The organism is Acidovorax sp. Leaf160, assembly GCF_001424265.1.
GTDB lineage: Bacteria > Pseudomonadota > Gammaproteobacteria > Burkholderiales > Burkholderiaceae_C > Paracidovorax.
This window is the reverse complement of record NZ_LMOV01000028.1, coordinates 120,090-144,718: the sequence shown is the minus strand read 5'-3', so window position 1 is coordinate 144,718 and position 24,629 is coordinate 120,090. Positions and strand designations below refer to the sequence as shown.

General features: G+C 71.0%; 20 protein-coding genes. 11 read left to right on the top strand and 9 right to left on the bottom strand.

Translation table 11 applies throughout. The annotated features are described in order from the left end of the window. Positions 1-11: 11 nt before the first annotated feature. The 3 genes from ASF94_RS19025 (at position 12) to ASF94_RS19010 (ending at position 2,371) form a co-directional block, all read left to right on the top strand. The gene (locus ASF94_RS19025; RefSeq protein WP_082493420.1) at positions 12-860 is read left to right on the top strand and encodes an ABC transporter permease; all 849 of its coding nucleotides are present in this window, start codon (positions 12-14) and stop codon (positions 858-860) included. Between the two features lie 257 nt (positions 861-1,117). Next, the gene (locus ASF94_RS19015) at positions 1,118-1,909 is read left to right on the top strand and encodes an ABC transporter ATP-binding protein (RefSeq protein ID WP_056670239.1); all 792 of its coding nucleotides are present in this window, start codon (positions 1,118-1,120) and stop codon (positions 1,907-1,909) included. Positions 1,910-1,912: 3 nt separating this feature from the next. Next, entirely contained in the window at positions 1,913-2,371 is a 459-nt protein-coding gene (locus ASF94_RS19010; protein ID WP_056670238.1) for a tetratricopeptide repeat protein, read from the top strand. Positions 2,372-2,680: 309 nt separating this feature from the next. Here ASF94_RS19010 and ASF94_RS19005 read toward each other — a convergent pair whose 3' ends face one another. Next, entirely contained in the window at positions 2,681-3,673 is a 993-nt protein-coding gene (locus ASF94_RS19005; protein ID WP_235505433.1) for a Bug family tripartite tricarboxylate transporter substrate binding protein, read from the bottom strand. A gap of 423 nt (positions 3,674-4,096) precedes the next feature. On the opposite strand from ASF94_RS19005, the gene ASF94_RS19000 reads away from it, so the two are divergent. The 4 genes from ASF94_RS19000 to ASF94_RS18985 all read left to right on the top strand — a co-directional run bounded on the left by ASF94_RS19000 (position 4,097) and on the right by ASF94_RS18985 (position 9,863). Beyond that, complete coding sequence (locus ASF94_RS19000; protein ID WP_056670233.1) at positions 4,097-5,362, top strand: flavin-dependent oxidoreductase; 1,266 nt, start codon at positions 4,097-4,099, stop codon at positions 5,360-5,362. 175 nt (positions 5,363-5,537) lie between these two features. Beyond that, positions 5,538-7,235: an MBL fold metallo-hydrolase gene (locus ASF94_RS18995; protein WP_056670231.1), complete on the top strand. Its 1,698-nt coding sequence runs from the start codon at positions 5,538-5,540 to the stop codon at positions 7,233-7,235. A 127-nt stretch (positions 7,236-7,362) separates the two neighbouring features. Further along, the gene (locus ASF94_RS18990) at positions 7,363-8,154 is read left to right on the top strand and encodes an rRNA pseudouridine synthase (protein WP_056670229.1); all 792 of its coding nucleotides are present in this window, start codon (positions 7,363-7,365) and stop codon (positions 8,152-8,154) included. Between the two features lie 155 nt (positions 8,155-8,309). Beyond that, positions 8,310-9,863 (top strand): sensor domain-containing diguanylate cyclase, encoded by a 1,554-nt coding sequence (locus ASF94_RS18985; RefSeq protein WP_162244649.1) that lies wholly within the window; start codon positions 8,310-8,312, stop codon positions 9,861-9,863. A gap of 46 nt (positions 9,864-9,909) precedes the next feature. Here ASF94_RS18985 and ASF94_RS18980 read toward each other — a convergent pair whose 3' ends face one another. After that, positions 9,910-10,272, bottom strand: coding sequence for a response regulator (locus tag ASF94_RS18980; RefSeq protein WP_056670226.1), 363 nt, complete (start codon positions 10,270-10,272; stop codon positions 9,910-9,912). Between the two features lie 163 nt (positions 10,273-10,435). Here ASF94_RS18980 and ASF94_RS18975 point away from each other — a divergent pair, with 163 nt between their 5' ends. Beyond that, positions 10,436-11,557, top strand: coding sequence for a sensor histidine kinase KdpD (locus ASF94_RS18975; protein ID WP_056670223.1), 1,122 nt, complete (start codon positions 10,436-10,438; stop codon positions 11,555-11,557). A gap of 54 nt (positions 11,558-11,611) precedes the next feature. Here ASF94_RS18975 and rbsD read toward each other — a convergent pair whose 3' ends face one another. From rbsD to ASF94_RS18945, 6 genes are all read right to left on the bottom strand, one after another. Further along, positions 11,612-12,001, bottom strand: a complete 390-nt coding sequence (rbsD, locus tag ASF94_RS18970; protein WP_056670222.1) for a D-ribose pyranase — start codon at positions 11,999-12,001, stop codon at positions 11,612-11,614. Continuing rightward, a complete protein-coding gene (rbsK, locus tag ASF94_RS18965; RefSeq protein WP_056670219.1) occupies positions 11,998-12,948 on the bottom strand; it encodes a ribokinase in 951 nt (316 codons plus the stop codon). The genes rbsD and rbsK overlap by 4 nt, the downstream gene beginning before the upstream one ends. Continuing rightward, the gene (locus tag ASF94_RS18960; protein WP_056670216.1) at positions 12,945-14,015 is read right to left on the bottom strand and encodes a LacI family DNA-binding transcriptional regulator; all 1,071 of its coding nucleotides are present in this window, start codon (positions 14,013-14,015) and stop codon (positions 12,945-12,947) included. Before ASF94_RS18960 ends, rbsK begins: the two co-directional genes overlap by 4 nt. Before the next feature lie 11 nt (positions 14,016-14,026). Further along, positions 14,027-15,034: an ABC transporter permease gene (locus tag ASF94_RS18955; RefSeq protein WP_056670215.1), complete on the bottom strand. Its 1,008-nt coding sequence runs from the start codon at positions 15,032-15,034 to the stop codon at positions 14,027-14,029. Continuing rightward, on the bottom strand, positions 15,031-16,677 hold the full coding sequence (locus tag ASF94_RS18950; protein WP_056670214.1) for a sugar ABC transporter ATP-binding protein: 1,647 nt from the start codon (positions 16,675-16,677) through the stop codon (positions 15,031-15,033). Before ASF94_RS18950 ends, ASF94_RS18955 begins: the two co-directional genes overlap by 4 nt. 316 nt (positions 16,678-16,993) lie before the next feature. Then, positions 16,994-17,950 (bottom strand): sugar ABC transporter substrate-binding protein, encoded by a 957-nt coding sequence (locus tag ASF94_RS18945; RefSeq protein ID WP_056670606.1) that lies wholly within the window; start codon positions 17,948-17,950, stop codon positions 16,994-16,996. A 562-nt stretch (positions 17,951-18,512) separates the two neighbouring features. On the opposite strand from ASF94_RS18945, the gene ASF94_RS18940 reads away from it, so the two are divergent. Continuing rightward, positions 18,513-18,920, top strand: a complete 408-nt coding sequence (locus ASF94_RS18940; RefSeq protein ID WP_056670212.1) for a GFA family protein — start codon at positions 18,513-18,515, stop codon at positions 18,918-18,920. Positions 18,921-18,956: 36 nt separating this feature from the next. Here ASF94_RS18940 and ASF94_RS18935 read toward each other — a convergent pair whose 3' ends face one another. Continuing rightward, positions 18,957-20,651 (bottom strand): AMP-binding protein, encoded by a 1,695-nt coding sequence (locus ASF94_RS18935; protein ID WP_056670211.1) that lies wholly within the window; start codon positions 20,649-20,651, stop codon positions 18,957-18,959. A 202-nt stretch (positions 20,652-20,853) separates the two neighbouring features. Between ASF94_RS18935 and ASF94_RS18930 the strand changes: the two genes are divergently transcribed. After that, a complete protein-coding gene (locus ASF94_RS18930) occupies positions 20,854-23,568 on the top strand; it encodes a sulfite reductase flavoprotein subunit alpha (protein ID WP_056670209.1) in 2,715 nt (904 codons plus the stop codon). A gap of 124 nt (positions 23,569-23,692) precedes the next feature. After that, positions 23,693-24,613 carry a triacylglycerol lipase gene (locus ASF94_RS18925; protein WP_056670206.1) on the top strand — a complete coding sequence of 307 codons (921 nt, stop codon included), beginning with the start codon at positions 23,693-23,695 and terminating at the stop codon, positions 24,611-24,613. Positions 24,614-24,629: the final 16 nt, after the last annotated feature.

Sequence of the window (24,629 nt, the reverse complement as noted above, 5' to 3'; positions counted from 1 at the left end):
AGGGCCTACCGATGAACACGCTGGCGCACACGCTTCCTTCCCCGTCCCAAACCCCGGCCCCCGCCACAGCTGACTCGATCTCGAGCCGGTTGCGCGCCGTGCTGCGGCGGCGCAATGCCATCGGTTTGGCGCTGCCCGCGATCGTCCTGGCGCTGTGGCAGACGGCTTCGAGCCAGGGCTGGGTGGATGCCGTTTTCCTGCCCGCCCCGGCGGCGGTGGCGAAGGCCTTCGTCACCATGGTGGTCTCGCAAGATCTGGCACTGGACTTCCTGGCCAGCCTCAAGATCGTCTCGCTGGGGTTCTTTTTCGGCGCGGGAGCCGCGATAGCGCTGGGCATCGCGGCGGGGCTGTCGCAGCGGGTGGAACGGTTCTTCTCGCCCACCTTCGACATCATTCGGCACATCCCCGGCATCGCGTGGCTGCCGCTCATCGTGCTCTGGCTGGGTCTGGGCGCGCCGGCCAAGGTGCTGGTGATCGCCAAGTCGGTGTTCTTCCCCGTGTTCCTGAACACGCTGCAGGGCATTCGCAATGTGGACCGCAACTACATCGACCTGGCCCAGGTGATGACGCTCACGCGCTGGCAGCTTGTGCGCCGCATCGTCCTGCCGGCCGCCACGCCGAACATCATGGTCTCGCTGCGCTACGCGGCGGGCCTGGCCTGGGCACTGGTGGTGGTGTCCGAAGGCCTCAGCGGGCTGGAGGGCCTGGGCTTCCTGATCTTCCGCGCGCAGGGGCTGCTGTTGACCGACCAGCTGCTGGTGTGCATGGTGGTGATCGGCCTGGTGGGCTTCGCCATTGACCGCTCGATGTATTTTTTACAGCGGCGCGTGCTGCGGTGGAAACAGGGTTATGAGGGATAGGCCCCCTGAGCCGCCTGCAACGCTTTCTCCCTGAGGAGCCTTTGCACGCACCGACGCACCGACGCGCCGTGCGCATCTGCGGCATCGGGCAGTTTGCAGCGCTGCAGGGCGCGCTTTCGGCTCGGTTCGTGCAGAAAAAGCCCCTGGGACGACGCCACAGGCTGGGAGAAGCACGTTCCACGGCGTCCGCCGGCCTGGGCTGCTTCGCGGCATGGGACGGCGCCAGTTTTCAGTTTCCCCACTTCTAAGGATTCTCCATGGCCGCAACCGGTCGCCTCGAAGTCGAGGCCGTTTCCAAGAGCTTCGCCACACCCGGCCGTCCGCGCCTGGATGTGCTGGTGGATGCAAGTTTCACCGTAGAGCCCGGCGCCTTCGTCTCCCTCGTGGGGCCTAGTGGCTGCGGCAAGTCCACGCTGCTGCGGCTCATCGCCGGGCTGGATACCGAATACCAGGGACGGTTGCGCCTGCACGGCGAACGCATCACGGGCACCAGCCTATCGCGTGGCATCGTCTTCCAGGACCACCGGCTGCTGCCCTGGCTCACGCTCGAGCAGAACATCGGCCTGATCCTGTCCAACGCGCCGCTCTCTCCCGATGCCAAGCGCAAGACCATTCGCGAGCACATCGCGCTGGTGGGTTTGCAGGGTTTCGAGCACGCCTACCCGCACGAGCTGTCCGGCGGCATGGCGCAGCGCGGCGCGATTGCGCGCGGGCTGGTCAGCCAGCCAGAGTTGCTGCTGCTCGACGAGCCTCTGGGGGCCCTCGACGCGCTCACACGCGTGCGCCTGCAGGAGGAACTGCAGCGCATCTGGCGCGCGGAGGGCGTGACCATGATCCTGGTGACCCACGACGTGGACGAGGCGATCTTCCTGAGCAGCAAAGTCATCGTGATGAGCGCCAATCCGGGCCGCATCGTGCGGCAGGTGGACATCGACCTGCCCGAGCCGCGCGACCGCACCAGCACCGCGTTCGCGGCGCTCAAGCGGGAGATCCTCACCAGCATGGGCGAGCGCGCCGCCGCGCGGGACGAAGCCCTGGCGGAGGCCTGAGGCATGCGGCCCCCCGTGCGCCGTGGTGCGCTGCTGGCCCTTTGGGTGTCTGCGCACCTGGCAGTGGGGGCGGCCGGGGCGCCGCCTTCGTCGGACCTGCCCGACCTCTCGGCGGTGCGCGCTCGCATCTACAGCGGCGAGTATGCGCAGGCGGTGGTCGAACTGAACAAGCTCACCCAGACGGTGCAGCATGCCGAGGTCTACAACCTGCTGGGCTACAGCCTGCGGCAGCTGCGCCGCTACGACGAGGCCGCGCGCTGGTACCGCGAGGCATTGCTGTTCGATCCGGAGCACCGTCCCGCGCTGGAGTACCAGGGCGAGCTCTTCATCGCAATGGGCGACCTGGCCGGCGCGCGCCGCAACCTGCGCTATCTGGAGCTGCTGTGCCATCCCGGAGGTTGTGCCGAGCAGGAACAGCTCAGGCAGGCCATCCAGCTGTCACTAGCGAAGAAGGGCGGCTGACAAAGCCCAGCGAAGCGGTTCTGGCCAGGCGCTGCATCGCAGGCAGTAAACGTAGTGCGACGAGATGCTGCAACGGCGCCAAAAGGGTTTTGGTGGCCGCTCCAACAGCAGCATGCCGACATGCACAGAACGTGGTGCGTGTTTGCATCCTGCATGCGGACCCGCCGCAGCGTCTGAGCACGGCGCACTGCGCCGGGATGAATGCTCCCATGCTGGCGCGAATTCGCGGTGGACAAGGCGCACCTGGCATGCGTGGCCTACTTTTCGGTCTAGGGACGCATAGGCTGCCCTTGGTTCCCAGCCGGCTGGCTACTCCTCCGACGAAAACCCCGAAGCCGCCACCACCGGCGCCCAGCGCTCGCGTTCCTGCGCCAGTTGGCGCGCGAACTCCTCCGGCGTGCTGGTCACCGGCTCGAAGCCCAGCTTGGCCAGCGACTCGATCACGGCCGGCTCGCGGATGGCCTGGCGGGCCAGGTCGGCCACGCGTTCGACCTGCACCGAGGGCGTTTTGGCCGGCAGGTAGAGGCCGTAGCTCTCCACCCCGTGGATGTCGTTGAACCCCTGTTCCTGGAAGGTGGCCACCTCGGGCAGGAAGCGTGAGCGCCGCGTGTCCGTCACGCCCAGCACGCGCACGCGGCCGGTGGGAATGTGCGGCAGGCAGTCGCCCACGCTGAAGCAGCCGGAGGCCACCTGCCCGCCCATCAGGTCCTGCAGGCCCGGCGCCGCGCCCCGGTAGGGCACGTGCGTGAGCTGGATGCCCGCCGCCCGCGCGAACTGGTTGCCCAGGAAGTGCGGCATGGCGCCTGCGGCCGGCGATGCATAGCCGTGCGGTTCGGCCTGCGCCTTGGCCCAGTCGGCGAACTGCCGCAGCGTCTTGACCGATTCGGGCACCTTGGGGCCCACCATGAAGCCGCAGGTGGACAGGGCGATCGGCGTGACGGCGATGAAGTCGGTGGCAGGCTTGTACTGCAGCCGCTTGTACACGTGCGGGTAGATGGTGAGCATGGACGAGGGGCTGAGCACCATGGTCTGACCGTCGGGTGCCGCGTCCTTGAGCGTGGCGAGCGCGATGCGCCCGCCGGCGCCGACCTTCTGCTCGACCACCGTGGTGGCCCCGGTGCGGGCACGCCAGCTCTCGGCCAGGCGGCGCGCCACCACGTCGATCGACCCGCCGGCAGGAAAGCCGACCAGGATGCGCGGCACCCCCTGCTGGGCCGCTGCCGTGCCTGCCCAGCCCCAGGCGCCTGCGGCAGCCAGCCCGGCCAGCGTCTGGCCTGCCTGGCGTCGGTTCATCATCGTCATCTCAAGTCTCCTCATGGTGTGGTGTGGTGTGGTGTGGTGTGGTGGGGTGGGGTGGGTTGGGGTGGAGTGTGGGTGAAGTGCAAGCGGTGCCCGGTCCGGCCGGCCATCGCCCGGTGCCGGCGACGGAAACGCCGGGCCACAGGCGGCGGGGGCAGGCGCCCGGTGCGCGGCGGCGTCGTCCGGACGGGCGCTGCGGCGCGACCGGCCAGCGAAAGGGTGTGGGCGCGGCGGGTGCCGCTGCGGCGCGCGCGCCGCCGGGCGGCGATGTGCGCAGGGTACCGGCTGGCCCCGGCGTCTCCACCCGCGCCACGGCGTGCGCAGGCACCGAAGTGCCGAACCAGGTCAGGGCGCGTTGCCGGCAGGGTGCGCAACAATAGGGGTCGCCGTTGACGCCCGTCAAGCGGAGCAACCCGGAGCATTTGCATGTCTGCCACCCCCCTTCACATCGTCATCGCCGGCGGCGGCATCGGCGGCCTCACGGCGGCGCTGGCGCTGGCGCAGCAGGGCCACCGGGTGACGGTGTGCGAGGCGTCCGTGCAGCTCAAGCCGCTGGGCGTCGGCATCAACCTGCTGCCGCACGCGGTGGCGGTGCTCGACGGCCTGGGCCTGCTGCCCGACCTGCAAGCCATGGCGGTGCCGACCCGGGCGCTGGTGTTCGCCAACCGGCACGGCCAGCCCATCTACGAAGACCAGCGCGGCGTGGCGGCAGGCTACAGCCATCCGCAGTTCAGCGTGCACCGCGGCCAGCTGCAGATGCTGCTCTGGAACGCGGCGCGCCAGCGGCTGGGCGAGGCCTGCCTGCGCAGCGACGCGCGGGTGGCGGGCTGCACGCAGGACGAGCAGGCCGTCACCGCCCGCATCGAGCATGCCGACGGCACGGCCGAGTCGCTGCGCTGCGACCTGCTGGTGGCGGCGGACGGCATCCATTCCGCCCTGCGCCGGCAGTTCTACCCGGACGAGGGCGCGCCGCGCTGGAACGGCATGATGATGTGGCGTGGCACCACCGTCGCCCGGCCCTTCCTCGACGGGCGCACCATGGTGCAGGCCGGACACCGCCGTGCCAAGTTCGTGGTCTATCCCATCGCGCCGCCCGCCGCGGATGGCACCCAGCTCATCAACTGGATCGCCGACCGCCGCCTGCGCGAGGACGGCTTCGGCGGCGGGCTGACCGCGCCGGACCGGGCTGACTGGAGCCGCGCCGGCTCGGTGGACGACCTGCTGCCCACCTTCGGCCGCTGGCGCTTCGACTGGCTGGACGTGCCCGGCGTGATCCGCCAGGCCACGCAGATCCTGGAATGGCCGATGGTGGACCGCGACCCGCTGCCGCGCTGGCGGCACGGCCGCGTCACGCTGCTGGGCGATGCGGCGCACCCCATGTACCCGATCGGCTCGAACGGGGCCACGCAGGCTGTCCTGGACGCCCGCACCCTGGCCGACGAACTGGCCCGCCACGCGGGCGAGCCGTTGGCGGCGCTTGAAGCCTACGAAGCCGCCCGCCGGCCCATGACCACGCGCATCGTCACGCTGAACCGGCAGGAGGGGCTGGACGCCATCCTCGACATGGTGGAGGAGCGCGCGCCCGATGGCTTCGACCGCGTCGAAGACGTGGTGGACCCGGCCGTGCTGGCGCGCTGGGTGCAGGACTACAAGGCGGCCGCCGGGCACCGGCAGGTGGTGGCGGCGGCCTGAGCGGCTCCGCCGCTGCGCTCCGCCGTGGCCGCCAGGCCGAAGGCGTACGGCGGCGTGCGGCGCCGCTGAGTCGCGTGTGAAGGCAAAAATGCCTGCAGCGACCATTCCGCCTGGGGATGGTGCTCTCTTTTCAGGAGTGACTGCCGAAGGGCGGCACTCTGCCGATAATGGGGCGATGCCCCGCATCACCCAACAACTCCACCCCCACCGCGAGCCCGTGGCCACGCGGGCGGCGGCCACCGTGCTGCTGCTGCGCGATGCGCCCGCGGCCGATGGCGGCCCCGGTGCCGTGCTCGAAGTGCTGATGACCCGGCGCTCGCCGCAGGCCAGCTTCGCGCCCAGCGCCTACGTGTTCCCGGGCGGCGCGGTCGATGCCCTGGATTCCACGCCCGAGACCCATGCGGCCGTGCACCGCCGCCCCACGCAGTCGCCAGCGCAGCTGACCCAGGCCGTCGCCGCCATCCGCGAGAGCTTCGAGGAGCTGGGCGTGCTGCTGGCGCGCCATGCCGACGGGCGTTTCGCCGATGCCGCCGACATCGCCGCGCTGGACCGCGCTGCGCCGTTCGTCGCCCAGTGCCAGGCGCGCGGCCTCACGCTGGCGGCGGACGCGATGTTCGGGCTGGCGCACTGGACGGCCGACCGCGACCTGCCCAAGCGCTTCGACGTGCACTTCCTCGTCGCCCGCATGCCCGACGGCCAGGAACCGGTGGCTGACGAGCGCGAGCAGTTCGAGCCCGTATGGGTGCGCCCGGCCCATGCGCTGGCACGCCATGCGGCGGGACAGTTCTTCATGATCTACCCGACCATCCGCACGCTGGAGCGGCTGGCCGCATTCGCCAGCGCCGACGCGGTGCTGCGGGCGGTGGCGCAGCAGCGGGACGAGGCCCCGCTCTGGACCAGCTGCCCGCGCAGCGGCCTGCTGGGCGGCAGGGAATCGCGCTACATGGAACACGAGCCGCCCTTCGGCGAACTGGCGCTGGTCTGTCCCGACGGCCAGATGCTGCACACGCTGGACTGGCAGCCCGAGCGCCCGGTGCCCCTCCTGAAGAACGTGCAGCGCCTGACCGCGCCCAACCCCGGCGTGATGACCGGCCCCGGCACCAACAGCTACCTGGTGGGCGACCCGGACACGGGCTACATCGCCATCGACCCCGGCCCCGCGGACGAGGAACACCTGGAACGGCTGTGGCGCGCGGCGGGCGGCGACATCCGCACCATCGTCTGCACGCACTCGCATCCCGACCATTCGCCCGGCGCCGCGCCGCTGGCCGCCCGCGTGGCCGCGCATGGCCGCCCGCGTCCGCCGGTGCTGGGGCTGCCTTCGGCACCCACGGCCCGCGCCGCCAGCCAGTTCACGCCCGACCGGCCGCTGGCCGATGGCGAACGGCTGGTGCTCGCCGCGCCCGCGCCCAGCCCGGAGACCACCCACACGCTGGAGGTGGTGCACACGCCCGGCCACGCCGCCAACCACGTCTGCCTGCTGCTGCGCGAAGACGGCCTGCTGTTCAGCGGCGACCACATCCTGAACGGCAGCACCACCGTGGTGGACCCGCCGGATGGCAACATGGCCGACTACCTCGATTCGCTGGACCGGCTCGATGCGCTCTGCGCGCAGCACGGCGTCGAATTCATCCTGCCCGCGCACGGCTACGTGCTGGGCCATGCGCGCGGCGCCATTGCCGCGCTGAAGGCCCACCGCCTGGCGCGTGAAGCCAAGGTGCTGGCGGCCATGCAGGCGCTGCCGCAAGGCAGCACGCGCGAATGGGTGCAGCATGCGTATGGCGATGTGCCCGAGCGGCTCTGGCCGGTGGCCGAGCGCTCGCTGATCGCCCATGTGGAGCGCATCCGCGCGATGGAGCCCGGCCATGCGTGAGCGCGAAACGCCCGGCAACGGGCGCCCCGGGCCACGGCCTGACCAGCGTCCCGCACAGCGCCCTGCCCAGCGCCCCGAAACCCGACCCCATCTCCGACCCCAACCCGAACCCCGACAGGACTCCAGATTGCAGAACCCTCCCGAGCACGTGCGCCTGGCCAAACGCCTGGCCGAACAACTGAACTGCTCGCGCACCATGGCCGAGCAATACATCGAAGGCGGCTGGGTGAGCGTCGATGGCCGCGTGGTCGAAGCGCCGGGCGCCCGGGTGTCGCCCGGCCAGGCGGTGACGCTGGCGCCCGATGCCAGCCTGCTGGAGCTGACCCCCGTCACGCTGCTGCTGCACAAGCCCGCTGGCTATGAAGCCGGCCTGGGCGCCGCCCCGTCCGAGGGCCCCGGCCACCACCAGAGCCACGGCAGCCGCAGCCAGGGCGCGCCGCAGGCCGTCACGCTGCTGCGCGCCGACACGCATGCGGCCGAGGACGCCAGCGGCATTCGCGTGCTGCAGCGCCATTTCCGCCAGCTCGAATGCTTCACGCCGCTGCCCACTCCGGCCAGCGGCCTGGTCGTCTACACGCAGGACCGCCGCGTGGCCCGCAAGCTGGCCGAAGACATCGAATCGCTGGAGCAGGAGTGCATCGTCACCGTCTCGGGCCAGATCGCCGAACGCGGGCTGGAGCGGCTCTGCCACGGCCTCTCCTTCAACGGCCGCCCGCTGCCGCCCATCAAGGTCAGCTGGCAGAACGAGAACCGCCTGCGCTTCGCGCTCAAGGGCATCCGCCCGGGCCAGATCCCGTCGATGTGCGAGGCGGTGGGGCTGCAGGTGGAAGCCATCAAGCGCATCCGCATCGGGCGCGTGCCGCTGGCCAAGGTGCCGGAAGGTGGGTGGCGGTTTCTGCAGGGGTGGGAGCGGTTCTGACTCGCCCGCCCGCTGGCTGGCCCCGCCTCCGGCCGCATTGGCGCGCCAACGGTTTCGCGCATTTCCGCTGTGCGACGCGGTGCGCGTAAGACAATGGCCATCCGCCAACACGCGTGCGCGCCGGAGCCCAGGTGAGATCGAACGCAAGCAGTACCGTGGGATCGACGACAGGCCGGGTCCAGCGGCGCCTGAACGGGGTCCATGTGGTCGTGGCGTTCATCGCGTTCACGCTGCTGACGCTGATCGGCAGCAATGCCTGGCTGGCGTGGCGCAGCTATCAGAAAGAGCTGGGCCTGGCCGAGGAATCGGCGCGCAATCTGTCGCATGCCGTGGCCCAGCACTTCGACGGCATCTTCTCCGACGTCTCCCGCACGGTGGAGAACATCGCGTTCCGCATCGAGCAGGGGGAGATGCCGGCGGCGGACATCGAGGCGCTCCAGCCCGAGCTGGTGAACACCCTCAGCCACAGCGACCATCTGCATTCGATCTTCGTTTTCGACCGGGACGGCGCTGCCATCGTCAGCACGCAGCCCGGGCGCTCGTCCGCCATCAGCAATGCGGACCGGCCCTACTTCCTGGCGCACCTGACGAGCCCGAGCACCATGACGCTCATCAACCCGCCGCTGACGACCCGGCTGTCTGACAGCTGGGTGATCCCCGTGACGCGGCGGCTCAACGACGCGCAGGGCCGCTTCAACGGGATGGTGCTGGCGGCGATCAAGGTGGACTACGTCCGGGCGGTGCTGGAAGGGTTCTCCCTCGGCGACAACGGCGCCGCCGCGCTGACCCTGGCGGACGGCACCATCCTGGTCCGGCGTCCCTTCGCGATCGGCGACCTGGGCCGGAACATCGCCAACCCGTACATCGCCGATGCATTGAAGAGGTCCCGATCGGGCACGGCCCGCATGCGGTCGCCGGTCGATGGGGTCGCCCGCGTGCTGGGCTTCGAAATCACCCAGAACCACCCGGTGGTGGCCGCCGTGGCCCGGGCCGAGAGCGCAGTGTTCCGCAGCTGGTGGCGCTCGATTGCCGTGCAGTGCCTGACGGTGCTGGTGCTGTCGGTGCTGGTCGCCATCTTCGGCCGCTTCGTGATCCGGATGATCCGGTTGCGCAGCGATGCGCAGCAGGAGATCGTGCTGGCCCACCGGCAGGTCAGTGACGCCAACATCCGGCTGGAACACCTGGCCACCCATGACGGGCTGACGGACCTGCTCAATCGCCGGGCCTTCGACGTGCGCGCCGCGGCCCTGGTGGCCACCAGCGCCCGGCATCAGCGCCCTGTCTCCCTGCTGCTGCTCGATGTCGACCACTTCAAGGCCTACAACGACCGCTTCGGCCACCAGCCCGGCGACGAATGCCTGCGGCTGGTCGCGAGCGCCCTGTTGCGCACTGCGCAGCGTCCGGGCGACATCGTGGCCCGGTACGGCGGCGAGGAGTTCATCATCGTGCTGCCCGAAACCGACGCCGCTGGCGCCCGCGTGATCGCGCAAAGCGCCGTGGAGGCCGTGCGGGGCCTGCGGATCGAGCATCCGGGCAGCCCGGAGGGCATGGTCACGATCAGCGTCGGCGTCGCCTCGACGCGCTTCCAGCTGCGGCCGGCTCCGACGCTGTCGGAACTGGTGGCGCAGGCAGACCGGGCCTTGTATGAGATGAAGCATGCCGGGCGCAACGGCTTCCGGGTGTACCCGGCCGGGCCAACGGCCGCCTGAGGGGTCTGCCAGCGGCCGTCTCAGGAAGCTCCGAGGGGGCGGAACGTCAGTGGATGCGCGCGCAGTCGTCGAAGAATTCGTCGAGTTCGGTGGACTTGTCGAACACCGCGTTGGCACCGAGCTGGGTGCAGCGCTCCCGCATGTCCGCCGTGGCGTAGTTGGTGAGCACCACGATGCGCTGCAGCGGGCTGCGGTGGCGCAGCCGGTCCAGCACGGTCAGGCCGGAACCTTCCCGCAGGAACATGTCGAGGATCATTAGATGCCACTCATGGTTGTCGCTGGCCGAGAGCGCCTCCGTCACGGTTTCCGCGCAGGCGATGACCTGCACGTCGGCAAGCTCGCGCACCGCGGGAATCAGGGTCGCGCGGATGGCTGCACTGTCTTCGACCAGAATGGCTCGAGTGGGCATCGATGGTTTGTCGCTGTCGGGAATGTGCCTAGCTTAGGGCCGCTGCCGGCCGGGTCACGTAGGCCAAAGCGCTGTAATAATCTGTGAACACCGAGATTCCGAAGTTCACGTGGGGTGGACGCGCACTTCGGCGTATAAACGGCCACCCTCTGTGAGACAAGCAATGCGCCTGGCCAGATTTCTCGAAACGGATCGCGAAGCCATCCTCTCCGCCGCGTCCGCCTACGCCCGAACGATTCCGGCCCTGGCCTCCACGGACGAAGAGACCCTGCGCGACCATCTCCCGCATCTGCTGGAGAGCATTTCCGCGGACTTGCGCACGACGCAAACCAGGCAGCAGTCCATCGAGAAGTCGCACGGCGATGCGCCGGAGGGCGGTGCCGTGACCTCGGCGCAGGTCCACGGGCTCCTGCGCGCCCGCCGCGGCATCAGCATCGAGCAACTGGTGGCCGAGTTCCGCGCCCTGCGGTCCAGCATTCTGCGGCTGTGGATGGACAAGGCTGATGTCGATGGGGAGTCGGTGGAAGACATCATCCGCTTCAACGAGGCGATCGACCAGGCCGTGGCCGAGTCCGTGCAGTACTACGCGCAGGAGCGGGAGCGGTGGCGCCAGATCTTCCTGGGGGTGCTGGGCCACGACCTGCGCGGCCCGCTCAGTTCGATCGCGCTGACCATCGAGGTGATGCGCCGCGCGGGCACGGCGCCAACGCACCAAACGGCGCTTCTGTCCCGCGCCGTCAAACGACTCACTTCGCTGCTCGACTCACTGCTGGAATACAACCGGGCGGGGTTCGGCGCGGGAATGCAGCTGCAACGCAGGGCCACGGACCTGCGGGCTGCCTGTGCGGAGGAACTCGAGCTGCTGCGGGCTGCCCACCCGGACGCGCAGATCCAGCTGACCGCCGACGACGCGGTGCATGCGGATGTCGATGCATCGCGCGTGCGCGAGGCGCTCTCCAATCTCGTCTCCAACGCGGTGAAGCACGGGAAGGCCGGCCAGCCCGTCATCGTCACGTTGGCAGGCGACGCCTCGGTCGCCCGCGTATCGGTGAAAAACGCGGGCGATATCCCGGCAGGCGAGATGGAATCGCTGTTCGAGCCGCTGCGTCAGCGGGATTCCCCGTCCGTGCGGACCGAGCGAACGCATCTGGGCCTCGGCCTCTTCATCGCCCGGCAGATCGCACGGGCCCACGGCGGAGACGTGGTGGGCGCCAGCGGCAACGGAACGGTGGCGTTCACGATCCACCTGCCCAAGGCAGTCACGGCGCCACGGCAGGACGGCTGAGGATGCGTCCACGGCCTGCGGACACCCCGCGTCGCAGGCCCCTGCGGAGCTGTTTCAGAATGTCACGCCCGCCACCAGCACCACGTTCGCATAGGGCGTGCATTCGCCGGTGCGCACCATCACCCGCGCCTGGGCCGTCAGGCGCTTGAAGTCTTCATGCGGGACCTGGTCGGGGGTGACCGGCAGGGCGCACCAGGCGGGCAGCGCACCGCCTTCGCGGGCGACGGCCTCCGTGGCGATCACGGCGCGCTCGACCTGCATCTCGGACAGCACGGTGCGCAGCACGTCGGCCACGGCCGGGATGCCGGGCGTCAGCGCCAGGTCGATGCGGCGCGGGCCCGGCGGAATGGGCAGGCCCACGTCGCCGATGACCAGCATGTCGCCATGGCCCAGGCTGGCGATGGCGTGGGAGAGCTCGGCGTGCAGCAGGGTGGTGCGTTTCATGGCAGGGCGGTCCAGGCGGGGGCGGGCGGGCTCTGCAGCACCGCTTCGCGGGTGGGGATGGAGGGCTGCGCGCCGGGCTGGGTGACGCAGAGCGCTGCGGCGCGCATGCCGTCCGCCACGGCGGCGTCCAGCGTGTCGCCGCGCGCCAGGGCCACCGACAGGGCGCCCAGGAAGGTGTCGCCCGCGGCGGTGGTGTCCACGGCGCGAACGGCGATGCCGGGGTGGTGGCGGCAGCCGACCGCATCAGCCGCCACCGCGCCGGCAGCGCCCAGCGTGACGACGACCTGCGCGGGCCCGCGCGCGCGCAGCGCCTGCGCGGCGGCGGCGGCCTCTTGCGGCGTGGCGACGGGCAGGCCGGCGAGGGCAGCCGCTTCGCCTTCGTTGACGACCAGCGTATCGACCAGCGGCCAGAGCGCATCGGGCAGGGGCTGGATGGGCGAGGGGTTGAGCCGCACCGGGCAGCCGGCGGCGCGCGCCTGATGGGCGGCGGCCAGCACTTCGGGCAGCGGGCATTCGAACTGCAGCACCAGGCCACCCGCGCCGTGCAGCGCGGCCTGCAGCAAGCCGGCATCCAGCGTGAAGCGGCCGTTGGCGCCGGGCACCACCACGATGCGGTTCTGGCCGCCGGACTCCACCGTGATCGCGGCCACGCCGGTGGGTTCGTGCGCGTCGGTCAGCACGCCGGTGTGGTCGATGTCGTCGGCCTCCAGCGCGGCGCGCAGGGCGCGGCCGTGGTCGTCGTCGCCCACGCGGCCGAACAGCGATACCCGGGCGCCCTGGCGCGCGCAGGCCACGGCCTGGTTGCCGCCCTTGCCGCCGGGTATCAGCCGCAGGCCCTGGGCCAGCACGGTTTCGCCGCCCTCCGGCGCACGGTCGACCTGGAGCACCAGGTCCATGTTGAGGCTGCCGACGACGGCAATACGGGGCGGGGTCACGCGGTCATTCATGGGCGGAAGGCAAGAGACGGGGAAGAAGCAGGGTCAGGGACATCGGCGGAAGGCGCCGCGGTGGAGGCGCGCACGCGCAGCTCGGGCTGCAGCATGACCTGCCGCGCCGCCTGCCGCCGGCCGTCGATGCGTTCGAGCAGCATCTCCACCGCCAGCGCCCCGATGCGCAGCTTGGGCTGGGCGACGGTGGTGAGCGGCGGGCTGGTGAAGGCGGCCAGTTCGATGTCGTCGAAGCCGACGAGGGCCAGCGATTCGGGCACGCGCAAGCCACGCTCGTGCGCGGCGCAGAGCGCGCCCATCGCCATCAGGTCGTTGCACACGAAGACGGCGGTGGGCGGCGCGCTGGCGGCGTCCGCATGGGCCGCCAGCATCGCCTGCATGGCGTCGTGCCCGCCCTGGCTGGTGAAGTGGCCGTTCCAGAGCAGCGCGTCGCCATGCTCGCAGCCGGCGGCGGCCAGCGCGCTGCGCCAGCCGGCAATGCGCTGCTCGCTCGGCCGCAGGCCCGCCGGCCCGTGGATGCAGGCGATGCGCCGGTGGCCCAGCGCCAGCAGGTGCTGCGTGGCCAGCAGGCCGCCCTGCATGTGCGCGGTCTCCACCAGGTCGCCGGGCTGCTCGTCGATCTCGACCTCGCGGTCCACCAGCACGGTGGGCACCTGCAGGCCCGCCAGCTGCGTGGGCAGGGTGGCGTCCTGGCCGGTGGAGACGACGATCAGCCCGTCGATGCGGCGCTCGGCCAGCACCTGCAGGTAGCTGCCCTGGCGGTGCGGCTCGTCGTTGGTGTTGCAGAGGATGACGTTGTAGCCCGCGCCGAAGGCCCGGTCTTCCACGGCGTGGACGATTTCGGCGAAGTACGGGTTGGAGCTGTTCGGGATCAGCATGCCCAGCGTGCGCGTGTTGTTGCGCTTCAGGCTGCGGGCGATGGCGCTGGGCACGTAGCCCAGCGCGCGGATGGCCTGCTCCACGCGCTCGCGCCCCTCGGCGCTGACATGGCGCGTGCCGTTGACCACGTGCGACACCGTGGTGACGGACACCTCGGCGTGCCGGGCGACGTCCTTGATCGTGGCCATGGGTTCGGTGGCTAGTGCGTGGTGCGGCGCTGGCGCAGCGTGTCGATGATGACGGCGGCGACGATCACGCAGCCGGTGATGATGCGCTTGCTCGGCTCGCTCGCGCCCACCTGGGCCAGGCCCGCTTCCAGCACGGCGATGATCAGCACGCCGAAGGCGGTGGTCACCACCGAGCCGCGCCCGCCCATCAGGCTGGTGCCGCCGATCACCACGGCGGCGATCACCTGCAGCTCCATGCCGCTGCCGGCGTTCGGGTCGGCGGCTTCCAGCCGGGCCGACTGCATCAGCCCGGCCAGGCCGGCCAGCAGGCCGGTGACGGCGAAGACGATGATGCGCACCGGCCGCGGATCGACGCCCGCCAGGCGCATGGCCTCCTCGTTGGTGCCGATGCCCACCACGCTGCGGCCGAACACCGTGCGCGACAGCACCAGCTGCGCCACCACCACCAGCACCAGCGCGATCAGGAACGCCACGGAGATGCCGCCCACCAGCGGCGCCGCCAGCCAGGAGATGGCGTCGCCCACGTACTGCGTGCGCGAATCGGTCACCAGGTAGGCGCTGCCGCGCACCGCCTCCAGCATGCCCAGCGACACGATGAACGAGGGCAGCCGCCAGGCGACCGAGATGGCCCCGGTGATGGTGCCGCAGACCAGGCCCGTCACCAGCGCCAGCGCGGCGGCGGCCGGCACTGGCCAGCCCCATTGCAGGATGGCGGCGGCCGAGGTGGCGGCGGCCAGCGCCATCACAGAGCCCACCGACAGGTCGATGCCGGCGATGATCAGCACGAAGGTCATGCCCACGGCCATCACGGCCAGCGCCGGAATTTCATTGGCGATGGTGACGAAGGTCTCCACGCTCCAGAAGTACTCGGACAGCCAGGAAAAGAGGCCCACCATGCCTGCTAGCACCAGGGCCAGGCCCAGGTAGGTGCCCAGCTGGGTGCGCCAGATCGGCGTGGCGGAGGGTGCGGTGGAGGCCGCAGCGGCGGCGGCCGGGGAGGGGGGCGTGGAGGGGTTCATGCGGCGACAGGAGAAACGGGTTGCGCCGGGGCGGGGCGGCCCGCGGCGTCGGAAAAGGCGGCGGCGAGCAGCGACTGCTCGGTCCACTCGCCGCGCTCGAAGATGGCGACCAGCCGGCCCGCGCTCATCACGCCGATGCGGTCGGCCATGGCCATCAGCTCGCGCAGGTCGGACGACACCATCAGCAAGGCGCGCCCTTCGGCGGCCATGCGGTCGAGTTCGCCATAGATCTCGGCACGGGCGCCGACGTCCACACCGCGCGTGGGCTCGTCCAGCAGCAGCACGCGCACCGGCCGGTGCAGCCAGCGGGCGAACACCACCTTCTGCTGATTGCCGCCCGAGAGCTGGCCCACCGGCTGCTCGCCGCTGGTGCAGCGAATGCGCAGCGTGCGGATGAAGCCCTGCACCAAGCCGTGCTCGCGCGCGCCCTGCAGCCAGCCGCCACGCGAGACGGCGGACAGGTCGGACAGCGTGGCGTTGATGCGGATGGGCTGGGCCAGCAGCAGGCCTTGCGACTTGCGGTCCTCGCTCACCAGGCCCACGCCGGCGGCCATGGCCTGCAGGGGCGAGTGGAAACCCTTGGCAAAGGTCTTGTAAACACCTTTTGCTATAGATTTAATAGCTGTATGCGCAGGTGCATCAAGCGCTGCAGCCTGTTTTGGCTTGAAATCGTCCACTGGCAGCGACACGCTGCCACGGTCGGCCCGGTCGGCGCCGTAGAGCAGGCGCAGCAGCTCGGTGCGGCCCGAACCCACCAGCCCGGCGATGCCGAAGACCTCGCCCGCGCGCAATTCCAGGCTCACGTCCTGCACGGCGCTGGCGCGACCGATGCCGTTCACCTGCATCACCACCGCACCGGCCGCGCGGCGCGGGCGGTGCTCCAGGTCGTTCACCGACCGGCCCACCATGCGGCGCACCAGGTCGTCTTCCGACAGGCCCGCCATCGGGCAGGCGTCCACCAGCCGGCCGTCGCGCAGCACGGCCACGCGGTCGGCGATGCGGCGCAGCTCTTCCAGCCGGTGCGACACGTAGACGATGGCCACGCCCCGCGCTGTCAGCCGCGCGATCTGCTCGAACAGGTAGTTCGTCTCGCGCGGGGTCAGCATGGCCGTGGGCTCGTCCAGCACCAGGATGCGCGTGTCGTCCTGCAGGTTGCGGGCGATCTCCACCATCTGCTGCTGGCCGATGCCCAGCCGCGACACCGGCGTGGCCGGGTCGATCGATTCGAGCCCGATCTTGGCCAGCTGCGCGCGGGCGGCGGCATGCAGCTCGGCGCGCCGCACCCAGCCGGCGGTGCTGGGCATGCGGCCCAGCAGCAGGTTTTCGGCCACGGTCAGGGTGGGCACCAGGCCCAGCTCCTGCATGACCATGCGCACGCCCTGGCGCTCGGCATCCTGGCGCGACTCGGGCATGAAGGCGGCGCCCGCCAGCCGCATGCCGCCCCGCGTGGCGGGAGTCAGGCCGCAGATGATCTTCGACAGCGTGCTCTTGCCCGCACCGTTCTCGCCAGTGAGCGCCAGCACCTCGCCGGCGTTCAGGGCCAGCGTCACGTCATGCAGCACGGTCGTGCCGTGGTAGTCCTTGCCCACCGCGTCGACGTGCAGCAAGGGCGTGGCGGGAGTGGGTGAAGGCGTGTGGGGCATGGGGCAGGGGCGGAAAACCGGGGCGGAGGGGCGGAGGCTTACGGGGTGCGTTCCAGGGTCGATGTACCGGCTCTGCCCTCAACCGTTCGGCTGAGCTGGCCGAAGCCGGGGCACCTGGCTGGCAGCTCTTCGACAGGCTCAGGGCGAACGGGGAAGAGGAATGGATCCGGGGTCTGGGTTCCTGGGTCCATCCAGCTCGCCCGTTCATCCGCCCCCAACCGTTCGGGCTGAGCCTGTCGAAGCCAGGGCGCACGGCTGGCAGCCCTTCGGCAGGCTCAGGGCGAACGGGAGGCGGGCCACCGCAAAAGGATCGGGCTTACTTGCTGCCCTTGGTCACCAGCACCACGTCGGTCTTCACCTCGGCAGGCAGCTGGGCCTGCGGCGTCTTGGCGGCCAGGGCCTTCTGCGCCAGCTCGATGCCGAACACGGCCTGCTTGGCGGCGTACTGGTCGGCGGTGGCCAGCACGCGGCCGTCGGCCAGCATGGGCTTGATGGCCTGGATGTTGTCGTAGCCGACGACCTGCACCTTGCCGGCCTTGCCCGCTGCCTTCACGGCGGCGACCACGCCCAGCGCCATGCTGTCGTTGCCGGCCAGCAGGGCCGTCAGGTCGGGGTGCTCGCGCAGCATGCCGGCAGCGATGGTGTTGCCCTTTTCGATTTCCCACTGGCCGGACTGCACGCCCACCACATTGATGCCCGCGGCCTTCATCGCGTCCTGGAAACCCAGCGTGCGCTGCTGCGCGTTGAAGGTGGTGGACACGCCTTCGACGATGCCGACCTTGTCGCCCGCCTTCAGCTGCTTGGCCAGGTAGTCGCCCACCAGCTTGGCGCCGGCGCGGTTGTCCGGGCCGACGAAGGGCACGTTGATGTTCTTTTCCTTCAGAGCGTCGGCGTCCAGGCGGTTGTCGATGTTGACGACGATCACACCCTTGTCGATGGCCGCCTTGACGGCCGGCACCAGCGCCTTGGAATCCGCCGGGGCCAGCACGATGGCGCTGGCCTTCTGCGCCACGGCCTGCTCGACCATCTTGATCTGCGCGGCGGTGTCGGTTTCGTTCTTGATGCCGTTCGACACCAGCGTGTATTCGCCGGCGTGCGCCTTCTGGTGCGCCTTGGCGCCGTCTTCCATCGTGCGGAAGAATTCATTGGCCAGCGACTTCATCACCAGGGCGATCTTGGGCTTGCCGTCCTGCGCGAAGGCGGGGCTGGCCAGCAGCCCGCCCATCAGGGCGAGGGCGGCTGCGGTTTGAATGGTGCGGCGGGTGAACGGCATGGTGTATGTCTCCAGTGCGTTGGGGTCGGGTGCGATGGGGATCGGCAAACAGGGCCCGGCAGCGGTCTGCCGGATGGCATCTCCGGCTGGAAACGGTCTGCAGGCACTGCAATGCGCCCATCCGATCCGGCCGAGGATGCGCATGTTATCCATGTAAAACGTTTGCGCAAACGTTTGCGCGGCGTGGTTTACCCGCATATGCCGGGTTGAATCCGGTTTCGCAGCCCGGAAGGTCAGCGGCTTGGTAACCGCGTCACACAATGGCGATCGCGGCACCCAGGCGGGTTTTGGGGCGGCCAGCTGTAACCGGGTCACAGCCAGAAATTTTTTGCCCGACCTCGCCGTGGTGCGGCGCTTCTCCCGCGGAGATGGGCGTGACGCCGTCCGCCGCAGGCCGTTGCCCCGCTGCCCGCTGCGCGTTTCTGTGGCGCGCCAGGCTGTCACCGCGACCCGCCCGCATCGGCGGCAAGCCATTCCCCGGAATCACGGGAATGGCGTGCCTGCCCGCCGACTTCACACCGTACAGTGCCATCACAGCGGCACGCCGCTGAAAGGACCCGCCATGAAAATCGACGGCAGCTGCCACTGTCAGGCCATCGCCTACGAGGCCGAGGTGCAATCCGGCAGCATCACGGTCTGCCATTGCAACGACTGCCAGGCGCAGTCAGGTTCCGTGTTTCGCGCCAACATTCCGGCGCCAGCGGACGGGTTTCGGCTGGTTCGCGGCACGCCTCGCACCTACCTCAAGACGGCGGACAGCGGCCACCAGCGGCTGCTGGCCTTCTGCGAGGTGTGCGGCACCACGCTGTATGCCTGCGATGTGGATCGGCCCGTCGCCTATTCGCTGCGCGTGGGCACCATCCGCCAGCGCCAACAGCTGGGCACCCCGCAGCGGCAGATCTGGACCCGTCGGCGCCACGCCTGGGTGAGCCTGCCTGCGGGCATGGAAAGCTGCGACGGGCAGCCCTGACGCCTGGCCCGCCGCCGGAGGCGCTCGCCCGCAGGTTCAGGCCGCCGGCCCGCGCAGCTCCCGCCGCAAGATCTTGCCCACATTGGTCTTGGGCAGGCTGTCGCGGAACTCGATGTGCTTGGGCCGCTTGTAGCCCGTCAGGTTCTCCTCGCAGTAGCGCGCCACGTCGTCCTCGGTCAGCGCCGGGTCGCTGCGCACCACGAAGACCTTGATCGCCTCGCCCTGCTTTTCGTCGGCGATGCCGATGGCCGCGCATTCCAGCACGCCGGGGCACAGCGCCACCACCTGCTCCAGCTCGTTGGGGAAGACGTTGAAGCCGCTGACCAGGATCATGTCCTTCTTGCGGTCGATGATGCGGGTGTAGCCGCGCTCGTCCATCACGCCGATGTCGCCCGTGCGCATGAAGCCGTCGGCGGTGAAGGCGCGGGCGTTCTCCTCGGGCTGCTGGTAGTAGCCCTGCATCACGTTCGGGCCCTTGATGCAGATCTCGCCCGCTTCGCCGAGGGCGAGGCTCTCGCCCGCGTCGTTCTTGATGGCGATGTCGATGCCCGGCAGCGGCAGGCCGATGGTGCCGGTGAAGGCCGTGTTGCTGACCGGGTTGTTGGTGCCGATGGCGCAGGTCTCGCTCATGCCCCAGCCCTCGATCATGGTGCTGCCCGTGACCTTCTGCCATTCCCGCGCCGTGCTCTCGCTGGCCGCCATGCCGCCCGCCTGCGACACGCACAGCGGCTGGAAGTCGAGCGCGCGGAAGTCGGCGTTCTGCAGCAGCGCGTTGAACAGCGTGTTCACCGCCGGCAGCATGTGGAAGGGGCGCTTTTTCAGCACGGCGACGAATTTCGGGATGTCGCGCGGGTTCGGGATCAGCGTCAGGTGCGAGCCCTGGCGGATGGCCAGCAGGCAGAGCGTGAGCGCGAAGATGTGATAGAGCGGCAGCGCGGCGATGGAGTTGGCCCGGGTCACGTCGCCCACCCGGGCCAGCGCCGGCGTGAACCAGGCCTCGGCCTGGAGCGTGGCTGCGACGATGTTGCGGTGGGTCAGCACAGCGCCCTTGGACAGGCCCGTGGTGCCGCCCGTGTACTGCAGGAATGCGGCCGACTCCAGCGTGGCGGTGCTGGGGGCCAGCGTGCGCCCTGCGCCCTGCGCCAGCGCCTCGGGGAAGGTGGTCAGCCGGCGGCTGCCCGTGAGCGGCAGCGCATAGGCCGGCACCATCTTGGCCAGGTGCCGCACGGCGAAGGTGATCCAGCGGCCATAGACCGGCCCCAGCAGGTCGCCCATGGCGGCCATCACCACATGCCGCACGGCGGTGCGGTCGATCACCTCGGCCAGCGTGCGGGCGAAGTTCTCCAGGATGACGATGGCCTCGGCGCCCGAATCCCTGAGCTGGTGTTCCAGCTCGCGGGCGGTGTAGAGCGGGTTCACGTTGACGCACGTGTAGCCCGCGCGCAGCACCGCCGCCATGGTCACGGCGAACTGCGGCACGTTGGGCAGCATGATGGCCACGCGCGCGCCGGGCGCCAGCCCCTGGCCCTGCAGCCAGGCGCCCAGCTGGGCAGACAGCCGGTCCAGCTCGCCATAGCGCATCCACTGGTCCATGCACACCGAGAACGGGTTGGCGGCGTGCTTTCCGAACGATTCCTCGAGCAGGTGCGCCACCGAGCGGTACTGCTCCGGATCGATGTCGTGCGGCACGCCGGCGGGGTAGTGCGCCAGCCAGGGGCGTTGCGGGGTCATGTCGTGTCCTCCTTGGAAGCTGGCATTGTGGAAGCGCCCGCGCCGACCCGCCTCGGGACGTACCCAGGGCTGCGTCATGCAGGCGACAGCGGGCTACGGCAGCGGCTGGGCGATGCGATCCTGAATACAATTGGTTCGCATTTAGCGATCTGGGGGCGCGGCGGTGTGGATACCGTCCCTCCGGGCCGCGCGCGCCCAGTCCATGCTCTCGCCTTCGCTCACGTTCAAGAATCTCTGGTTCCAGCTGCACTGGTTCATCGGCATCACCGCCGGCACCGTGCTCATCGTCATCGGGCTGTCGGGCGCGGTGTTGTCCTTCCATGAAGAGATCCTGGACTGGGCCAACCCCGGCACCGCCTCGGTCCCCGTGCGTGCCGCCCCCGCGCTCACTCCGCCGCAGATCGCCCAGGCCCTGCGCGAGGCCGGGGAGGCGCGCCCGGTGCAGCGCATCGCCGTGCGAGCCGAAGCGGGCCGCTCGGCCCGGGTGACCTTCGCGCCGCCTCCCGGCCAGCGCCGGGGCGACGCCGTGTTCGTCGACCCCTACACCGGCGCGGTGCTGCCCGCGCAGCGGGGCGCCGCCTTCTTCGACTGGGTGGAGTCGCTGCACCGCTGGCTGCTGCTGCCGCGCAGCGACGGCCGCACCGTCACCGGCACCCTGGCCGCCGGCCTGCTGGTGCTGGCGCTGTCGGGGCTCTACCTGCGCTGGCCGCGCCGGCCGCTGTCGTGGCGCACCTGGCTCACGTTCGACCCGGCGCTCCGGGGCCGGTCCTTCCTGTGGGGGCTGCATTCGGTGGTGGGCACCTGGGCGCTGGCGGCCTACGTGGTGTTCGCGGCCACGGGCCTCTACTGGGCGTTCGACGCGGTGCGCGCGCCGGTGGACCGCTGGGCCGGCGTGCCGGCCCGCTCTGCCGCCATGGCGCCCAGGCCCCCGGCCGCAGTCAGCGCGCGCGCGGCCGACCCCACGCCGTCCGCACCACCCGCAACTTCCGCACCGTCTGACCTCACGGCCGCCTGGTCGGCCTTCGAGCGCCTGGCTGCGGGCTGGCGCACGGCCGACCTGCGCATTCCCGAGCGGGCCGGCCAGCCCCTGCAGATCAGCTGGCTGGACGCGGACGCCGCGCACGAACGCGCCCGCAACCAGCTGCAGCTGCGGCCGGACGGCACGGTGCAGCGCGACGAGCGCTTTGCGGACCTGCCGGCCGGCCGGCGCGCGGTGGGCGCCATCTACCCCTTGCACATGGGCACGTACTTCGGGCTGCCGGGGCGCATCGTGATGACGCTGGCGTCGCTGGTCATGCCGCTCTTTGCCGTCACCGGCTGGCTGCTGTACCTGGACCGGCGGCGCCGCGCCCGCGCGGTGCGCGGCGAACGGGCGGCGCTGGCCGCGTCGGCCCCTGCGGCCGGCGATGCGGTGGCCGGGGGCGAGGGCGTGCTGGTGGCCTTCGCCAGCCAGTCCGGCCGGGCCGAGCGGCTGGCCGTGCGCACCGCCGCCCTGCTGCGTGGGGCCGGGCTGGCGGCCACGCTCGCTCCCGTCGCTACCCTGGGCGCCGAGGCGCTGCGCCACCATCGCCGCGTGCTGTTCATCGCCAGCACGTTCGGAGAGGGCGACCCGCCCGATGCCGCCCGGCGCTTCGCGCGCACGCTGGCCACCGCGCAGGGCGCCGCGCTGGCGCCGGTGCACTACGGGCTGCTGGCCCTGGGCGACCGGCACTACGCCGCCTTCTGCGGCTTCGGCCATGCGCTCGACCACCAGCTGCGCCGCCTGGGCGCGCAGCCACTCTTCCCGCTGATCGAGATGGACGGCGAGGCACCCGCCGCCTGGACGGCCTGGCTGGCGGCGCTGGCCAGCCACCTGAACGCCCCCGGCCTGGCCGCGTCGGCCGAGGCCGCATCGCCCGCGCTGGGCGACGTCGGCGCCACGGCAACTGCCGACTGGACGCTGGCGGGGCGCACGCTGTGCAACGCCGGCAGCCAGGGCGCGCCGCTGTTCGCGCTGCAGCTCACGCCGCCGCCGGCCGCTGCCACCGCTGCTGCTGCCGCCGCCGCCGAGTGGAAGCCCGGTGCGCTGGTCGAAGTGCTGCCGCGCCATGACGGCGCCACCCTCGACGCGCTGCTGCAACGCAACGCCTGGCCCGGCGATGCCCCGGTGCGCTGGGCCGGCCAGATGCTGAGCCTGCGCGAGGCTTTGGCGCGGAGCGTGCTGCCCGTGCCCGGCGCGGGGCCGGCGCCGACCGCTCCGGACGCGGGCCCGCCGGGGGCAGAAGTCTGGCAACGCCTGGCGGACACGCTGCAGCCGCTGGCCCCGCGCAGCTACTCGGTGGCGTCGCTGCCCGGCGACGGGCACCTGGCCCTGCTGGTGCGCCAGGTGCGGCACGACGCGGGGCTGGGCATGGCTTCCGGCTGGCTCACGGCCCACGCGCCGCTCGGCACGCCGATCACGCTGCGGCTGGTGGAGAACATGGCCTTTGCGCCCGCCGAAACAGGCGCCGGGCGAGACGACCGGGATGCCCCGGCGATCTTCATCGGCAACGGCTCGGGCTATGCCGGGCTGCGCGGCCACCTGCTGGCCCGCATCCGCAGCGGCCGCTACCGCAACTGGCTGCTGTTCGGCGAACGCCAGCGCGCCTTCGATGCGTTCTGCCAGGCCGAGGCCGCCGGCTGGCTCGCGGCAGGCCAGATCGCGCGGGGCGACTTCGTCTATTCCCGCGACCAGCCCGAGCGCCGCTATGTGCAGGACGCGCTGCGCGACGCCGCCGACTTGCTACGCGCCTGGGTGCAGGACGGTGCGGTGATCTACGTCTGCGGCAGCCTGCAAGGCATGGCCGCCGGCGTGGACGCGGCGCTGGCCGAGGTGCTGGGCAGCAACGGGCTGGACGATCTCATCGCCGCCGGGCGCTACCGGCGCGACGTCTATTGAGGATGAAAATGCCTGTTGGCGCTGGATGGACAAGCACCGTTAGCTATAAAAAATATAGCATCGTGCGCCGGCGTGCCATGATGCCCCCCGCGGCCCGCCGTGATCGGGCCGGAAAGGCAGCACCTTGAGCAACGCACGCTGGCAGCGCTGGATGGTCTTCGTCAACCTGGCGCTCACCGTCGCCTGGATCGCCTGGCAGTGGCCCCGTTCGCCCGGCTGGGCGCTGGGCGGGCCGGTGCTGGCGCTGCTCGGCTTTCGCATGCTGATGGGGTTGCAGTTCGTGCTGATGGCGCGTGCCAACCGGGCCGACCCGTCGCCCGCCCCCAGCGGCGGGCAGATGCTGCGCGCCTGGTGGGCCGAAAGCGGCTGGGCCACGCGCGTGTTCGGCTGGTGGCAGCCCTTTCGCCGCGGCGCCATCGCCGACTGGCTGCCCGAGCGCAGCGGCGGCGCGCAAGGCCCGGCCCCGCGCGGCGTGGTGCTGGTGCATGGCTTTCTCTGCAACCGCGGCTTCTGGACGCCCTGGCTGCCGCTGCTGCGCGAGCGCGGCCATGCCTTCGTGGCGGTGGATCTGGAGCCGCCTTTCGGCTCCATCGACGACTATGCCGCCACCATCGACGCGGCCGTGCGCCGCGTGACCGAGGCCACCGGCCGCGCGCCCGTCGTCATCGGCCACAGCATGGGCGGCATCGCCGCGCGCGCCTGGCTGCGGGCCTGCGACGCAGGCCGGGCCGAAGCCTGCGCCCACCGCGTCATCACGCTGGGTTCGCCCCACGGCGGCACCTGGGCCGGCCGGTTCAGCAACGCGGTGAATGGACGCCAGATGGCGCTGGAAGGCGAGTGGGTGCAGGCGCTGCGCCGGGCCGAGCCGCCCGGGCGCGCTGCGCGCTTCACCTGTTTCTATTCCAGCTGCGACAACATCGTGTTCCCTGCCCGCACCGCCACGCTGCCGGGTGCCGACAACCGCTTTGTGCCCGGCGTGGCGCATGTGCAGATGGCGTTCCATCCGGCCGTCATGCAGGCCTGCCTGGAGCTGCTGGCCGACTGACGGCGGCCGGCCGTTC

What these genes read in the sequence shown, in the direction of transcription:
- ASF94_RS19025 (WP_082493420.1), top strand. Translation starts at nt 12, where the DNA reads ATGAACACGCTGGCGCACACGCTTCCTTCCCCGTCCCAAACCCCGGCC.
- ASF94_RS19015 (WP_056670239.1), top strand. Translation starts at nt 1,118, where the DNA reads ATGGCCGCAACCGGTCGCCTCGAAGTCGAGGCCGTTTCCAAGAGCTTC.
- ASF94_RS19010 (WP_056670238.1), top strand. Translation starts at nt 1,913, where the DNA reads ATGCGGCCCCCCGTGCGCCGTGGTGCGCTGCTGGCCCTTTGGGTGTCT.
- ASF94_RS19005 (WP_235505433.1), bottom strand. Translation starts at nt 3,673, where the DNA reads ATGACGATGATGAACCGACGCCAGGCAGGCCAGACGCTGGCCGGGCTG.
- ASF94_RS19000 (WP_056670233.1), top strand. Translation starts at nt 4,097, where the DNA reads ATGTCTGCCACCCCCCTTCACATCGTCATCGCCGGCGGCGGCATCGGC.
- ASF94_RS18995 (WP_056670231.1), top strand. Translation starts at nt 5,538, where the DNA reads ATGCCCCGCATCACCCAACAACTCCACCCCCACCGCGAGCCCGTGGCC.
- ASF94_RS18980 (WP_056670226.1), bottom strand. Translation starts at nt 10,272, where the DNA reads ATGCCCACTCGAGCCATTCTGGTCGAAGACAGTGCAGCCATCCGCGCG.
- ASF94_RS18975 (WP_056670223.1), top strand. Translation starts at nt 10,436, where the DNA reads ATGCGCCTGGCCAGATTTCTCGAAACGGATCGCGAAGCCATCCTCTCC.
- rbsD (WP_056670222.1), bottom strand. Translation starts at nt 12,001, where the DNA reads ATGAAACGCACCACCCTGCTGCACGCCGAGCTCTCCCACGCCATCGCC.
- rbsK (WP_056670219.1), bottom strand. Translation starts at nt 12,948, where the DNA reads ATGAATGACCGCGTGACCCCGCCCCGTATTGCCGTCGTCGGCAGCCTC.
- ASF94_RS18960 (WP_056670216.1), bottom strand. Translation starts at nt 14,015, where the DNA reads ATGGCCACGATCAAGGACGTCGCCCGGCACGCCGAGGTGTCCGTCACC.
- ASF94_RS18955 (WP_056670215.1), bottom strand. Translation starts at nt 15,034, where the DNA reads ATGAACCCCTCCACGCCCCCCTCCCCGGCCGCCGCCGCTGCGGCCTCC.
- ASF94_RS18950 (WP_056670214.1), bottom strand. Translation starts at nt 16,677, where the DNA reads ATGCCCCACACGCCTTCACCCACTCCCGCCACGCCCTTGCTGCACGTC.
- ASF94_RS18945 (WP_056670606.1), bottom strand. Translation starts at nt 17,950, where the DNA reads ATGCCGTTCACCCGCCGCACCATTCAAACCGCAGCCGCCCTCGCCCTG.
- ASF94_RS18940 (WP_056670212.1), top strand. Translation starts at nt 18,513, where the DNA reads ATGAAAATCGACGGCAGCTGCCACTGTCAGGCCATCGCCTACGAGGCC.
- ASF94_RS18935 (WP_056670211.1), bottom strand. Translation starts at nt 20,651, where the DNA reads ATGACCCCGCAACGCCCCTGGCTGGCGCACTACCCCGCCGGCGTGCCG.
- ASF94_RS18930 (WP_056670209.1), top strand. Translation starts at nt 20,854, where the DNA reads ATGCTCTCGCCTTCGCTCACGTTCAAGAATCTCTGGTTCCAGCTGCAC.